13 protein-coding genes, 1 other RNA gene and 1 pseudogene are annotated in these 14281 nt (G+C 71.1%); 1 reads left to right on the forward strand and 14 read right to left on the reverse strand.

Features of this window, described 5'->3' with window-relative positions; translation table 11 throughout:
• Positions 1-11: 11 nt before the first annotated feature.
• From ftsW to mraZ, 9 genes are read right to left on the reverse strand one after another with little or no spacing between them, the layout of a single operon-like run.
• A complete protein-coding gene (ftsW, locus tag E4O86_RS08690) occupies positions 12-1160 on the reverse strand; it encodes a putative lipid II flippase FtsW (RefSeq protein WP_161140138.1) in 1149 nt (382 codons plus the stop codon).
• Complete coding sequence (murD, locus tag E4O86_RS08695; RefSeq protein WP_161140139.1) at positions 1160-2569, reverse strand: UDP-N-acetylmuramoyl-L-alanine--D-glutamate ligase; 1410 nt, start codon at positions 2567-2569, stop codon at positions 1160-1162. Before murD ends, ftsW begins: the two co-directional genes overlap by 1 nt.
• Positions 2570-2571: 2 nt before the next feature.
• On the reverse strand, positions 2572-3654 hold the full coding sequence (gene mraY, locus E4O86_RS08700; RefSeq protein ID WP_161140140.1) for a phospho-N-acetylmuramoyl-pentapeptide-transferase: 1083 nt from the start codon (positions 3652-3654) through the stop codon (positions 2572-2574).
• On the reverse strand, positions 3648-5099 hold the full coding sequence (locus E4O86_RS08705) for a UDP-N-acetylmuramoylalanyl-D-glutamyl-2,6-diaminopimelate--D-alanyl-D-alanine ligase (RefSeq protein ID WP_161140141.1): 1452 nt from the start codon (positions 5097-5099) through the stop codon (positions 3648-3650). The genes mraY and E4O86_RS08705 overlap by 7 nt, the downstream gene beginning before the upstream one ends.
• Complete coding sequence (locus E4O86_RS08710) at positions 5096-6553, reverse strand: UDP-N-acetylmuramoyl-L-alanyl-D-glutamate--2,6-diaminopimelate ligase (RefSeq protein WP_161140154.1); 1458 nt, start codon at positions 6551-6553, stop codon at positions 5096-5098. Before E4O86_RS08710 ends, E4O86_RS08705 begins: the two co-directional genes overlap by 4 nt.
• Positions 6554-6583: 30 nt before the next feature.
• Complete coding sequence (locus E4O86_RS08715; protein ID WP_205520784.1) at positions 6584-8311, reverse strand: penicillin-binding transpeptidase domain-containing protein; 1728 nt, start codon at positions 8309-8311, stop codon at positions 6584-6586.
• The gene (gene ftsL, locus E4O86_RS08720) at positions 8308-8709 is read right to left on the reverse strand and encodes a cell division protein FtsL (protein WP_161140142.1); all 402 of its coding nucleotides are present in this window, start codon (positions 8707-8709) and stop codon (positions 8308-8310) included. The genes E4O86_RS08715 and ftsL overlap by 4 nt, the downstream gene beginning before the upstream one ends.
• Complete coding sequence (gene rsmH, locus E4O86_RS08725) at positions 8706-9734, reverse strand: 16S rRNA (cytosine(1402)-N(4))-methyltransferase RsmH (RefSeq protein ID WP_161140143.1); 1029 nt, start codon at positions 9732-9734, stop codon at positions 8706-8708. Before rsmH ends, ftsL begins: the two co-directional genes overlap by 4 nt.
• Positions 9734-10213: a division/cell wall cluster transcriptional repressor MraZ gene (gene mraZ, locus E4O86_RS08730; RefSeq protein ID WP_161140144.1), complete on the reverse strand. Its 480-nt coding sequence runs from the start codon at positions 10211-10213 to the stop codon at positions 9734-9736. Before mraZ ends, rsmH begins: the two co-directional genes overlap by 1 nt.
• Before the next feature lie 260 nt (positions 10214-10473).
• On the opposite strand from mraZ, the gene E4O86_RS08735 reads away from it, so the two are divergent.
• Positions 10474-11256, forward strand: a complete 783-nt coding sequence (locus E4O86_RS08735) for an N-acetylmuramoyl-L-alanine amidase (RefSeq protein WP_161140145.1) — start codon at positions 10474-10476, stop codon at positions 11254-11256.
• Here the strand turns inward: E4O86_RS08735 and E4O86_RS08740 are convergent.
• From E4O86_RS08740 to E4O86_RS08760, 5 genes and pseudogenes are all read right to left on the reverse strand, one after another.
• Positions 11248-11520: a hypothetical protein gene (locus tag E4O86_RS08740; protein ID WP_161140146.1), complete on the reverse strand. Its 273-nt coding sequence runs from the start codon at positions 11518-11520 to the stop codon at positions 11248-11250. The genes E4O86_RS08735 and E4O86_RS08740 overlap by 9 nt on opposite strands.
• Before the next feature lie 91 nt (positions 11521-11611).
• Positions 11612-11980, reverse strand: coding sequence for a hypothetical protein (locus E4O86_RS08745; protein ID WP_161140147.1), 369 nt, complete (start codon positions 11978-11980; stop codon positions 11612-11614).
• Between the two features lie 95 nt (positions 11981-12075).
• Positions 12076-12502: RNase P RNA component class A (gene rnpB, locus E4O86_RS08750), an RNA gene on the reverse strand.
• Positions 12503-12534: 32 nt separating this feature from the next.
• Positions 12535-13785: a CynX/NimT family MFS transporter gene (locus tag E4O86_RS08755; protein ID WP_161140148.1), complete on the reverse strand. Its 1251-nt coding sequence runs from the start codon at positions 13783-13785 to the stop codon at positions 12535-12537.
• Positions 13786-13863: 78 nt separating this feature from the next.
• Positions 13864-14281, reverse strand: a pseudogene (locus tag E4O86_RS08760) (hypothetical protein); the annotation flags it as partial.

Raw genomic sequence — 14281 nt, forward strand, 5'->3', positions numbered from 1 at the left:
GCGATCCGTCGTCACGTATGCCCGACCGCGGCCGCGCGCGGGACGACCGTCACGTGCTGATCGTAGGAGCGGCGGGAGAGCGCGAGCAGGAACCCCATGGTGACGGCGGCCGAAAGCAGCGCGGAGCCGCCATAGGAGATGAATGGCAGCGTCATGCCCTTGGCCGGCAGGATGTTGAGGTTCACGCCCATGTTGATGAAGGACTGCATGCCGATCTGGGTGGCGAGTCCGGCGATCGCCAGCCTCTCGAAGGCGCTCTTGCGCCGGAAGGCCTGCATCAGACCGCGGATCACGAGTCCCGCGAAGAGCAGCATCAGCAGCATGCAGATCAGGATGCCGAACTCCTCCGCCACCACGGCGAAGACGAAGTCCGTGTGGGAATCCGGCAGGATGCGCTTCATCACGCCCTCCCCCGGCCCGGTTCCGGACCAGCCGCCGCGCTCGAAGGACTGGATGGCGGTGTCGACCTGGAAGGTGTCGCCGCTCGAGGGATCGAGGAAGCGGTTGATGCGCTCCGAGACGTGCGGAAAGATCGTGTAGGCGGCGGCGAGGCCCGCGACCGAGATGCCGCCCAGGCCGGCGACCAGGATCGGCGAGACGCCGGCGAGGAAGAACAGCGCGCCCCAGACCGCGAGCGTGAGCATCGTCTGGCCGAGGTCCGGCTCGGCGACGAGGAGCGCCGCGACGATGACGAGGAGGAGCACCGCGAGCAGCCGGCCGGGCACGTCCGGCCGGTCGCTGCCCTCCGCGAAGAGCCAGGCGGTGATGACGATGAAGGCGGGCTTCATGAATTCGGACGGCTGCAGGGAAAGGCCGCCGAGATAGATCCAGCGCCGCGACCCCTTCACCTCGGCGCCGACGAACAGCACCAGGATCATCATCGCCAGCGAGACGAGGAGCAGCACGAGCGCCGCGCGGCGGACCTGGCGCGGCGTCAGGAAGGAGAGCCCGATGACGAGCGCGGCGGCGAACGGGGCGTAGAAGGCGTGGCGAAGCACGAAATGGAGGCTCGGCAGCCCGATCCGTTCGGCGACCGCGGGGCTCGCGGCGAGCGACAGCACGAGCCCCGCCGCGTAGAGGACCAGCGTCAGGCCGAGCATGGTGCGGTCGACGGTCCACCACCATTCGGCGATCGGCGTGCGATTGGCGCGGCTGATCATCAAACGGCCTCCTGGATCACGTCTTCGTCGAGACTGGCGACGGCACGGCGGAATGCTTCGCCGCGCGCTTCGAAATCGGCGAACTGGTCGAAGGAGGCGCAGGCCGGCGAGAGCAGGACCGCCGCTTCCGGCGACGAATCCTGCGCGGCATCCTGCGCCGCCATGGTTACCGCCGTCTGAACGTCGCCGGCGATCGCGTGCGGGACCCGGCGCGCGAGGGTCTGCGAGAAGGCGTCGGCCGCGGCCCCGATCAGATAGGCCTTGGCGATCCGCGGGAAGAAGGGCGCGAGGTCGTCGATCCCGCCGCTCTTCGCAAGCCCGCCCGCGATCCAGTAGATCGGGCGGAAGGTTGCAAGCGCCTTCGCCGCCGCATCGGCGTTGGTCGCCTTCGAATCGTTGACGAAGAGCGTCCGGCCGCGCCTTGCGACGATCTCCATCCGGTGTGCGAGGCCGGGGAAGGTCCGCATGCCCGCCATGATCCGGTCCGGGGCGACGCCGAGCGCGCGCGCCGCGGCGAAGGCCGTCGCCGCGTTCTGCCAGTTGTGCGCCCCGCGCAGCGTCGCGAGATCGGAGAAGTCCGCGGCGATCTCCGCCCCGCGGAAGAGCCGGCCCCCGGCATCGACCCGCCAGCCCGGCGCCGCCTCGCCGGCCCCTTCCCCCGGCGCCACCATCACGGTCTCGACGGCAGGGCCGTTCCGCTCCCGCAGCGTGCGGGCGACCGAAAGCATGACCGGCTCGTCGATGCCCACGATGGCGGTGTCGGTCGTCGCCATGTTGGCGAAGATGCGCTCCTTGGCGCGGCGGTAGCCGGCCATGTCGCCGTGCCGGTCCAGGTGGTCCGGCGTCAGGTTCAGCCAGACCGCGACGTCGGGGCGGAAGCGGTGGACGAGATCGAGCTGGTAGGACGACATTTCGAGCACGTAGACGCGCTCCGGCGCCGGGCCCTCGAGGTCGAGCGCCGCCCGCCCGATATTGCCGCCGACTTCCGCCTCGAAGCCCGCCGAGCGGAGGACGTGGCCGAGCAGCGCCGTCGTCGTCGACTTCCCGTTCGTCCCGGTGATGGCGACGAAGCGCGCCTTCCCTTCCGCCTCCCGCCAGAGCAGCTCGATGTCGCAGACGATCCCCACCCCTGCGGCATGCGCCGCCGCGGCGACGGGATGCGGCTTGGGATGGGTGAGCGGGATGCCGGGCGCCAGCACGAGATCGGAAAGAACCCGCCACGGCCAGTCGGCGAACGGCAGCGCGCGCGCGCCGAGCGCCTCCGCCTCCGTGCGCGCCTGTTCGCGGTCGTCCCAGGCGACGACAGTCGCTCCGCCCGCCACCGCGGCGCGGATCGTCGCGAGGCCGCTCCGCGCCAGGCCGAAGACAGCGATCGTCCGGCCGGCGAGATGGTCGAGGGCGACGGCCACGCCTACCTCAGCTTGAGCGACGACAGGCCGACGAGCGCCAGGACGACGGCGATGATCCAGAAGCGGATCACCACCTGCGGCTCCGTCCAGCCCAGCTGTTCGAAATGATGGTGGATGGGCGCCATCCTGAAGACGCGCTTGCCGGTGAGCTTGAAGGAGGCGACCTGGATGATCACCGAGAGCGCCTCGGCGACGAAGATGCCGCCGATGATGGCGAGCACGATCTCGTGCTTGGTCGCCACCGCGATCGTGCCGATGAGGCCGCCGAGCGCGAGCGAGCCGGTGTCCCCCATGAAGATCGCCGCGGGCGGCGCGTTGAACCAGAGGAAGCCCAGTCCGGCGCCGAGCAGCGCGCCGCAGATCACCGACAGCTCGCCCGTGCCGCGGACGAAATGGATCTGCAGGTAGTCGGCGAAGACCGCATTGCCGGAGACATAGGCGATCAGTCCGAAGGAGGCGCCGGCGATCATCACGGGGACGATCGCCAGGCCGTCCAGGCCGTCGGTCAGGTTCACGGCATTGCCCGCGCCGACGATCACGAAGGCGCCGAAGGCGATGAAGAAGATGCCGAAGTCGATCAGGACGTTCTTCAGGAACGGCAGGGTCAGCGAGGTCGAGAGCGCCGGGTCGCCCGCCCGCATCATGATGAAGACCGCGATGCCGGCGATCACGAACTCGATCCCGAGCCGCGCCTTGCCGGAAAAGCCGCGATGCGAGGCGCGGGTCACCTTCAGATAGTCGTCATAGAAGCCGATCGCCCCGAAGCCGATCGTGACGAGCATCACCGACCAGACATACGGGCTCGACAAATCGGCCCAGAGGAGACCGGAGACGATCAGGCCCGACATGATCATCAGCCCGCCCATCGTCGGCGTGCCGGCCTTCTTGAAATGCGTCTGCGGCCCGTCCTGCCGGATCGGCTGGCCCTTGCCCTGGCGCAGCCGCAGGAGCTGGATGATGCCGGGGCCGAACAGGAAGACGAAGAGGAGCGCCGTCATCGTCGCGGCGCCGGTCCGGAAGGTGATGTACCGGAAGACGTTGAAGAACGAGACCTGGTCGGAGAGCCCGCCGAGATAGGTCAGCATCGCGCGGCTCCGCCCGCGGCGCGCCGGGGCTCGGCCGCCTGCGCCGGCGCGAAGCGGCGCCTGAGCTCCTCGACGAGCGGGCCGAGCCGGCTCCCGAGCGAAGCCTTGACCATGAGCACGTCCCCCGGCCGGACCGCCTCGGCGACGACCGGCGTCAGCGCCTCGGCCGTCGCCGCATAGCCACCCTGCCGCGCCGCCGGCAGCACGTCCCAGAGCGCCTTCATCTCCGGCCCCGCCAGAAACACGAGGTCGGCCCCGGCCTCGGCGACGGGCCCAGCGAGGTCGGCATGGAGATCGCGCGAGCGGCCGCCGAGTTCCCGCATGTCCCCGAGGACCGCGATCCGCCGTCCGCCCGCCGCCGGCACGGCCTGGCCGAGCAGCGCCAGCGCCGCCCGCATCGAGGCGGGGTTGGCGTTGTAGCTCTCGTCGATGAGCGTGAAGTCGCCCCCCGGATGGGCGAGCCGGTGCCGCTCGCCCCGCCCCTTCGGCGCGCGGAAATCGGCGAGCGCCTCGGCAAAGCGGGGCAGGTCCGCGCCGAGCACGTGGGCCGCACCGATCACGGCCAGCGAGTTCTGCACGAGGTGACGGCCGGGCGCGCCGAGCCTGTAGGCGATCGCCGATCCGTCGATCTCGGCATGGACGGTCGATCCTTCCGGACCGAGTTCCGCCTTCACGAGCCGGACCGCGGCATCGGCGTGCTCCCCGAAGCCGACGATCCGCGCGCCTGCGCGCGCCGCCCGTCCGGCAAGCAGATCGAACCAGCGATTGTCGCGGTTGAGGATCGCCGTGCCGCCCGGCTCCAGCCCCTCGAAGATCTCGGCCTTCGCCTCCGCGATCCCCGCTTCGTCGGAAAAGAACTCGATGTGGACGGGTCCGACGGTCGTCACGATCGCCACGTGCGGACGGACCATGCGCGTGAGCGGGCGGATCTCGCCGGCATGGTTCATGCCGAGCTCGAAGATGCCGAAGCGCGTCTCCCGCGGCATGCGCGCCAGCGTGAGCGGGACGCCCCAATGGTTGTTGAACGAGCCGACCGGCGCATGCGTCGCCCCGAGCGTGGCGAAGCCGGCGCGCAGCATCTCCTTCGTGCCGGTCTTGCCGACCGACCCGGTGACGGCGACGATCTCCGCCGCGGCGCGGCTCCGCCCGGCGCGCCCGAGGCGTTCCAGCGCGTCGAGCGGGTCGTCTTCGATCACGAGCAGCGGCCCGGCGCCCTCCGGCCGGCGCGCTGCGGAGACGACCGCGAGCGCCGCTCCGGCGCGCAGCGCCTGCGGCACGAAATCGTGCCCGTCGAAGCGCTCGCCGCGAATCGCGAAGAAGGCGTCGCCCGGCGCAGCCGTGCGGCTGTCGATCGAGATTCCCCCGATTGCGGCAGGCGCGCAGCCCTCGAGCCTGCCCGCGACCGCAGCGGTGAGCTCGTCCGTGCTCCAGAGAATCGTCATCATCCTTCCGTCAATGCGCGCAGAGCTTTACGGACTTCCTCCTGGTCCGAGAAGGGCAATGTGAGGCTGCCGACGATTTGGCCGGTCTCGTGTCCCTTTCCCGCAACGAGGAGCACGTCGCCCGTCGTCAGGCCGGCCACGGCGGCGTTGATGGCGGCGCGGCGGTCGCCGATCTCCGCCGCCGCGGGAGCGCCCGTCAGGACGGCGTGCCGGATGAGCGCCGGATCCTCGGTGCGCGGATTGTCGTCCGTCACGATGACGACGTCGGCGCTCCCGGCCGCCGCCTCGCCCATCAGCGGCCGCTTCCCCGGGTCGCGGTCGCCGCCCGCCCCGAAGACCACGACCAGCCGGTTCTCGGTGTGGGGGCGGAGCGCCTGCAGGGCGTTGGTGAGCGCATCGGGCGTGTGGGCGTAGTCGACGAAGATGCGCGCCCCGCTCGGATGCATGCCGACGAGTTCGAGGCGGCCGCTCGCGCCCTCGAGGTCCTCGAGCGCGGCGAGCGCGGCGTCGGTGGCGACGCCGGTCGCGATGGCAAGCCCCGCCGCCACCAGCGCGTTCGAAACCTGGAAGCGGCCGACGAGCGGCAGCTTCACCTCCCTGACGCGCTCTCCGGCCGCCACCTTCAGCCGCGCGCCGTCCGGCAGCCGCTCGATCGCTGCGAGCCTCAGCGCGTCGCCGGCCTCGCCCACGCCCAGGAACCGGAGCCCCCTCCGCTCGGCGACGGCGCGGACGCGCGCCGATTCCGGTTCGTCGGCATCCGCCACGACGGCGGCGCCGTCGGGAAGGAGCGTATCGAACAGGCGGAGCTTGGCCGCGAAATAGTCTTCGAGTGTCGCGTGATAGTCGAGATGGTCGCGCGAGAGGTTGGTGAAGCCGCCCGCCGCGAAGCGAACCCCGTCGAGCCGGCGCTGCTCCAGCCCGTGGCTCGACGCCTCGAGCGCGAGATGCGTGACCCCCTCTCCGGCGAGCCCGGCGAGCGTCGCCTGCAGCGATACCGGGTCGGGCGTGGTCAGGCTGCCGCTCACCTTGCCGCCGGGCGCGACGAGGCCGATCGTGCCGAGGCTTGCCGCCTGCCGGCCGGCATGCTCCCAGATCTGGCGGAGGAAGACGGTGACAGAGGTCTTGCCGTTCGTGCCGGTGACGGCGACGACCGTCTCCGGCTGGCGCCCGTAGAAGCGGGCGGCCGCGAGCGCGAGCGCCCGCCGGACGTCGGAGACGCGGACGACCGGGACGGCGATTTCGCCCGCGAGCGCCTGCTCCGCCCCGATCATCACCGCCGCGGCGCCGCGCGCCAGAGCCTGCGGCACGAAGCGCGCGCCGTCGGTCCGGGTGCCGGGAATTGCGACGAAGAGCGCGCCGGGTCCGACCGTGCGGCTGTCGGCCGTGATCGCGGCGATCGAGATTTCCGCGGCGTCGCCCGCGACCGAGCCCGCCGGAACGAGATCCCCGAGCGGCAGCCGCCGCGACCCGCCCTGCACGCGCCGATCCTACCTGGCGAAGGCCAGCGCCATCGCCGGCTCCTCCTCCGGGTCGACGAGCAGCGGCTCGACCCCGAGCATCGGAGCGATGCGGCGGATGATGCCGCTCACCATCGGGGCCGCGTTCAGGCCCGCGGTCGCGCCGATGCCCGGCTTCTCCGGTTCGGGCTCGTCGATCACGACGAGGACGAGATATTTCGGCGCATCCATCGGGAAGCCGGCCAGGAAGGCGTTCCGGCGCTTGTCGTTCGAGTAGCGGCCGTTCACGACCTTCTCGGCCGTGCCGGTCTTGCCGCCGACGCGATAGCCGGCGACCGACGCGTTCCTGCCGGATCCCTTCAGCACGTTGAGCCGGAAGAGATGGCGCAGGTAGTCGCTGGTTTCCGGCTTCAGCACCCGCCGCGCGACCTTCATCGCCTCCTCCTCGCTCCGCGGCAGGAAGGTCGGCGGGATGTAGACGCCGCCATTGATGAGGGAGACGCCGGCGGCGGCGGTCTGCAGCGGCGAGACCGATATGCCGTGGCCGAACGCCATCGTGACCGACGAGATCTTGCTCCAGGGCAGCTTCGGCACGATCGGCGCGCCGCTCTCGGGCAGCTCCGTCCGGAGTTCGCTCAGGAAGCCGAACCGCTCGAAATAATCGTGCTGCAGGTCGGTGCCCGCCTTCAGCACCATGCGGCCGGTGCCGATGTTCGAGGAATAGATGAAGACCTCCGGAACCGAGAGCCAGCGGTGCTTGCCGTGGAAGTCGTGGATGCGGAAGCCGGCGATCGCGAGCGGGCTGGTGGCGTCGAAGGTATCGTGGATGGTGGCCGCGCCGGAATCGAGGGCGAGCGCCGTCGTGAAGCCCTTGAAGGTCGAGCCCATCTCGAAGACGCCGACGGTCGCGCGGTTCATCCGGTCCTTGTCGAGCACCTCCGAGCGGTCGTTCGAATCGTAGTCCGGCACCGAGCTCATGCCGACCACCTCGCCGGTCCGCACGTTCATGACGATGCCGACGGCCGCCTTGGCATGATACTTCGCCATCGCATCGACGAGTTCCGTCCGGATCGCGTGCTGGACGCGCAGGTCGACGGAGAGCCGGAACGGCTCGAGACCGCGTTCGGAGGCGAAGCCTGCGGCCTGGAGGTCCTTGAGGAACGACGTGTCGATATAGCGCTCGATCCCCGCAATGCCCTGGTTGTCGACATTGACGGCGCCGAGAATGTGTCCGGCGGTGGCGCCGCCGGGATAGAAGCGCTTGTTCTCGACCCGGAAGCCGATGCCGGGAATACCGAGCTGGTGGATCGCCTGCTGCTGGCGCGGCGTCACCTCGCGCTTGAGGTAGAGAAACGCCGAGCGCGTCGAGAGCTGGCGGCGCAGGCGGTCGCGGTCGAGATCCGGGAACACGCTCGCAAGCTTCTCGGTCGCCTCGTCCGGATCCACGATGCGGCGCGGCTCGGCATAGAGCGAGGCGGTCTTGATGTCGGTCGCGAGGATCTCGCCGTTCCGGTCCACGATGTCGGGCCGCGACATCGCCGCGCTCTGCACGAAGGAGCCGGTGCCGTCCTGCCAGTCCGCCGAGGCGACGCCGAGAACCGTCATGCGGGCGGCGAGCGCGCCGTAGAGCAGGGTGAAGCCGGCAATGATGAGCAGCACGCGCGCCCGGCTCTGGCGCTCGCCATTCGTGTGCCGCGCCGCGGAACCGAGGGCCGTCCGGGCGTGGCGCCAGGCTGCTGCAGGCGGCTGGATCGTCACTGGAGCGAATCCTTCGGCTTGTCGAACAGGGCGGAGAGCGCCTCCTTGTCGGTCATCGTCGCGCCCTCGAGCAGCGAGGCGAGCGCGTCCTTGTCCTCCGTCTTCGGCCCGGCCGGGCGGAACGGCAGGTCGGCGATCCTCACGAGCTGCTTCGGATCGAGCGGCTTCAGCCCGAGCTGCTCGCCGTGGCGCTGGACGAGCTCCTGGATGCGGTTCGGCTGGATCAGGTAGCTCCATTCCGCCTTCAGGAGCGAAAGCGTCTCCCGCTCCGAATCGAGCTGGCGCTCGAGCTCCGCGGTGCGCTCGGCGACCGCCTCGGCGCGATACTTCACCTGGAAGACGAAGACCGCGGCGGAGACGGCTGCGGCGACGGACAGGACCTGCACTATGCGGATCATCGATAGGCCTCCGGGCCCGGGATGGTGAGAAGCGGCACGCCGATCGCCGCCATGTCGAGGGCATGGGCCGGGGCGCCGGTCCGGATCGCGGCGCGCAGGCGGGCGGAGCGCGCGCGCGGATTGCGTTCGGTCTCCTCGGCGGAGGGCTCGACTGGCTTCCGGTTGAGGAGCTCGAAGCTCGGCTCCGGCCCCGCCGCGATCGGCGCATGCCGCGAGCCCTGCCCGGATCGGCTCCGGGATTGAAGGAAGCGCTTCACGATTCTGTCCTCGAGGGAATGGAACGTCACGACGGCCAGCCGTCCGCCCGGCTTCAGGACCGATTCCGCGGCGCCGAGGCCCTCCGCGAGCTCCTCGAGCTCGCGGTTGACGAAGATGCGGAGGCCCTGGAAGGTCCGGGTGGCGGGGTGGATCCGCTGCGGCCCCGGGCGGCCCACCGCGCGTTCGACGATCTCGGCGAGCTGCCGCGTGGTCTCGATCGGCCGCTCGCTCCGCGCCGCCTCGACGGCGCGCGCCACGCGCCCGGCATGGCGCTCCTCGCCCAGCGCGCCGAAGATGACGGCAAGATCGCGGACCGCAGCGCGGTTCACAATCGCGGCCGCATCGGGCCCCTCGGCCCCCATCCGCATGTCGAGCGGACCGTCTTTCCTGAACGAGAACCCGCGCTCTGCTTCGTCGAGCTGCATGGAAGAGACACCGATGTCGAGAACGACGCCGTCGACGGGCGCAAAGTCCTGCGCCGCGACGTGGGCTTCCAGGTCCGAAAAGCGTCCCTCCACTAGAATCAGCCTGTTACGGAATTTTTCTACTATGGCCTGCCCGTCCGCAACGGCCTTTGGATCGCGATCGATGGCGAGCACGGTTCCGCCGGCCTCGAGGATCGCGCGGCTGTAGCCGCCGGCGCCGAACGTGCCGTCGACGTAGCGCCCGCCGGGAACGACCGCGAGCGCCGCCAGCACCTCCGCAAGGAGTACCGGCAGATGGCGGGCCGGTCCGCCAGCGCCCTCGTCAGAGGGGCGGCCCGCCATCACGCCTGGTCTCCCGCGGCCGAGCGCCCCGGATTGTTGCGCCCGAGCCCGCGCGTCACGGAACGCAGATGCGTCCGCGCCTCCTTCTGCCGCTCCTCGAAGCGCTCCGGCGACCAGATCTGGAACTTGAAGCCCTGCCCGACGAACACGACCGTGTCCGTGATGCCGGCATAGGTCCTGAACTCCTCCGGCAGCACGATGCGGCCGTCCTGGTCGATCTTCAGGACCCTGCTGTCGCCGTAGAAGGCCGTCGAGAGGATCTCGTGCTCCTCGGAGAAGGTCTCGAACACGGCGAGGCGGCTCGCGATCGCCTCCTGCAGCCGGCTCCCGCCGCCGTCGATCGCCGGCTGGTCGAGCGCCGGATAGCAGTAGAGGCCGTCCTGCCCTTCCCGGGCGAGAAGCGAACGGAAGGGCGCCGGAACCGAGACCCGACCCTTCTGGTCGAGCCGGTTCGTATAGGTCGCCACAAAGCCGTCCATTCCCCATCGAACCCCACTCCGTCCGGGCCCCGCGTCACGACGCGCGTCCGGGCAGCCCCATCACCCGCGGTTCCCGGGCCACGGCCGCAGCCAGGGTGGCGCATGGGATCCCACTTATGGGACTACATGGAGGTACCATGGGATTGTATGGGCGTCAATGGAATCGCCCGTTTTCCGCCGCAATCGGAGCGCGCAGGAGCGGCTGAACTCGTGACCCAGCAACCTTTCACAAGCAGCGGAAATGTCTTAAGAAACCACTCATGATATCCGAGGTGCCGACCGAACCCGGCTGGATCGATCGCCTGGAACCGGCCGGCATCGCCGTCGGCCGTGCGCCGTCGCCGAACCATGGCGAGCGCCGGTGCGGCCCCACCGACATCCTGCTGATCCACTACACCGGCATGCCCGACGCCGATCAGGCGCTTGCGTGGCTGCGCAACCCGGAAAGCGGCGTCTCCTGCCATTTCTTCGTGTTCGAGGACGGCCGGGTGGTCCAGCTCGTTTCCGAGGAAAGGCGCGCCTGGCATGCCGGCCTCTCGCGCTGGGCGGGGGAGGCTGACGTCAATTCGCGGTCGATCGGCATCGAGCTCGCCAATCCCGGCCATCCCGCCGGCTCGCCGCCCTTTCCCGAGGCGCAGATCCGCTCCCTCGTCGCGCTCTGCCGCACCCTGGTGGGGCGCCATCCCATGCCCGCCCGGAAGGTGCTCGCGCATTCCGACGTGGCGCCCGGGCGCAAGCTCGATCCGGGCGAAATCTTTCCCTGGGACCGGCTCGCCGCGGCGGGCATCGGCCACTGGTGCGCGCCTGCGCCGATCGGTCCGGGACCGTCCATCGGGCCTGCGGATCGCGGGCCGGACGTGGCGCGGCTCCAGGCGCTGCTGGCGCTCTACGGCTACGGGATCGCGGTGACCGGCGCCTTCGATCCGGCGACCGAGGCGGTGGTGGCGGCGTTCCAGCGCCACTTCCGCCCCGCCCGCGTCGACGGCGTCGCCGATCCGTCCACCCGCGCGACGCTCCGCCGCCTCCTCGCCGCGCTACCCTGATTCGGCGGCCGGGCTTGCGCCGCCGGCCGGCCCCGGTCCGAACTCGTTTTCATCGGGCGGCGGCGCGAGCATCTCGGCGAGCCGGGCGACCCGGCCCGTCGGCGGCGGCCGGCCTTCGTTCGCCAGCGCCTCGTCGCAATCGACCCAGCCGCGCGCCATGGCGAGCTCCTCGGCATTCGCGCCCATGCGGAGGATGTCGGCGATCAGGATGTCGTCGACCGGGCCGAGCACGGCCACGATCTCGTCGCGCGTCAATGACGCCATAACGACCTCCCCAATTGTCCGCGAATGCAGCCGGAACGCGTCGCTCGCCCGCATGTTCCGAAGCCAGCTTCCGTAGTGCCGAACCTCGAAATCAGCGGAGCGGCTGCGCAAGCGTTCTCAAAGCCTGCGGCGTGAGTTCCCAGACCGCACCGTTGCTGATCTCTCTCGACGCCGGCACCCTGGCACTGCGCGGTCTTCCCGATCGGGTAACAGCGCGGCGACCGCCGAACTGCTGGACGAGATCGCCAATGAAGCCGCCGCAGGCCTGCTTCACGAACCCGCGTCTGCTCTGTGGCAAGGCTTGCAGCAAGGGGTCCAACTCCCATGCGGCCGCAGCGATCGCGGGCTGTCCGATCACTGACATCAGTGCGTAGCCGTAGCGGTGATACGGCTGGCCCAGCACTTCCGCAAATGGCTGGCCCTCGTCCGACTCAAAGAACGCCCGGTGGTTTGAATTCATCGCCACCTCCTTTGCTCAGTAAGGTTACCGGGCGTAACGTTACTGAGCAAGCCCCAACCGTGGCGTCGGAGACCTGCGGGAAGACCTCGGGGAAGAGTGCCAGCCGGCCTGTAAGCCGGGTTCTGTAAGGCCGCGGGCCGGAGCCCGCGACGCGACGGCCATTCATCTGGAGCGCCCGTCGCCGGACGCTTCGCGCGACCGACCCGGACGGCTGGCTCGGAAGCAGCCTGGGCAGAAGCCCGCGCCGTCCCTTCTTGGTCTTGCTCCCGGTGGGGTTTACCGTGCCGTCCCCGTTGCCGGCGACGCGGTGGGCTCTTACCCCACCCTTTCACCCTTACCCCGCCGGCCGAGCGGCGCATCCGCTGGTGTGCCGATCGGCAGGCGGGGCGGTTTGCTTTCTGTGGCACTTTCCCTGGGGTCGCCCCCGCCGGGCGTTACCCGGCACCGTTCTTCCATGGAGCCCGGACTTTCCTCCCCGCCCTCCTTGCGGAGATCTGGCGAGGCGGCCGTCCGGCCGGCTGGCGGGCCTCAGGTGGCATTGTGCCGGCGGAACGTCAAGCCGAGGCCGGCGCGCCGAGGGCCGGCACATGGTCGTCCCGCCCGGCCGCCCAGCCCGACATCGCCGCCAGCACGGCGATTGCGGCGAGGAACGGCCCGATCGCCGACCATCCGCCGAACCAGTCGTGGATGAGGCCGACGGCGAGCGGGCCGCCCGCCGCGATCGTGTAGCCGACGCTCTGCGCCATGCCGGAAAGCTCCGCGGCCGTCGCCGCATCGCGCGAGCGCAGCACGATGAGCGTGAGCGCGAGCGCCATGCTGCCGCCCTGGCCGAGCCCGAGCAGGATTGCGGCGGGAACGACCGCCGAAGTCTCCCCGTAGACGCAGCCGAGCAGCCCCAGGAGGGTTGCGGCGGAGACCGCCACGGCGACCGGGCCCTGCCGCTTGAGCCTCGTCGCCACCAGCGGCGAGACGAGCGCGCCCGCCACCTGCACCAGGATCGAGCCGGACACGATCAGGCCGGCATCGACGGCGTCGAACCCGCGGGCGCGGAGGATCGGCGCGAGCCAGCCGAACACGACGTAGCTCAGCGCGGATTGGAGCCCCATGAAGAGCGTCACGTGCCAGGCGAGCGCGCTCCGCCACAGCAGCCCGGCCGGCCGGCGCGCGCTTGCCGGCCGGTTCCGGCTGCGCAGGAGGATGGCCGCCCAGACGAGCGCGGTCGCTCCCGCCGGAACGGCCCAGAAGGCGAGCGCGCGATGCCATCCGCCCATCCCCTCCGCGAGCGGAACCGCCGCGCCGGCGCCGATCGAGGCTCCGGCGCAGAGCGCCATCGTGTAGGCCGCCATCATCGGCCCCGTCCAGCGCGGGAAGTCGCGCCGCACCAGCGCGGGAAGGAGGACCCCCATCACGCCGAGCGCCGCGCCGCAGGCGATCGTTCCGACGATCAGCGCCGGGTAGGCGGCGAGCAGGCGCACGAGCGAGCCGGCCGCGATCAGCGCGAGGGCCGCGACGATCGCCGCCTCCGTTCCTGTGCGCCCCGCAATGCGCGGCGCGGCGAGCCCGAAGACGCCGAGACAGAGCACCGGGATCGTGGTCAGCACGCTCGCGCCGGCGGCGGAGATGCCGGTGTCGCGGATGATCTCCGGCAGCACCGGCCCGAGCGTCGTAAGGGCCGGGCGAAGGTTGAGCGCGGCGACGAGGAGCGCTGCCGCGAAGAGGATCAGACGCGCAGGCCGGTTCGTCTCCTGCGGGTCGCTGCTGGGCGGTCGGCGCGGCTCTGGGCCGGCCTTGCTGGTGGGAGGCATCGGAGAATCCGGACTGGGCGGCCCGCGCGCTTTAGCGGTGGCCATCCCGCCCGGCAATGCCTTCGGGCGCGCAACCTGCTATTGCGGCATCGTCTGCGGTTCCGGGGGCGCCGGCCGCACGTCGCTGGCGGGCGGGTTGCCCGGTGCCGCGGATGGCGCAGCGTCGCCCGGTGCCGTCCGCCCGTTCTCCGGAGGCCGGTCCGGGCCCCGCCCGCCGTCGGGCGCTGCCGCCGAGGGCGATTCCGGCTGGTCGGAGAAGAGCGCGTCGGCGGCCTGCTTCAGCCGGGCCGCGGCCTCGCTCGCCGTCTCCTTGGCCGTCTCGGCCGCGTCGCTCGCGCGCTGCCGGATCTCCGGCGCCTTCTCCTTCAGGGCCTCGAATGCCGCGTTCCCCGCTTCGCCCGCCTTCCGCGCCGCCTCGCTCGCGGCCCGCCCGGCCTCCTTCAGCGCCTGCCCGGCGCGGGTCATGGCGTCCGGCTCGGCCGCGGGGCCCGCGCCG

The organism is Propylenella binzhouense, from assembly GCF_009866965.1.
GTDB classification, from domain to species: Bacteria; Pseudomonadota; Alphaproteobacteria; order Rhizobiales; family Afifellaceae; genus Propylenella; species Propylenella binzhouense.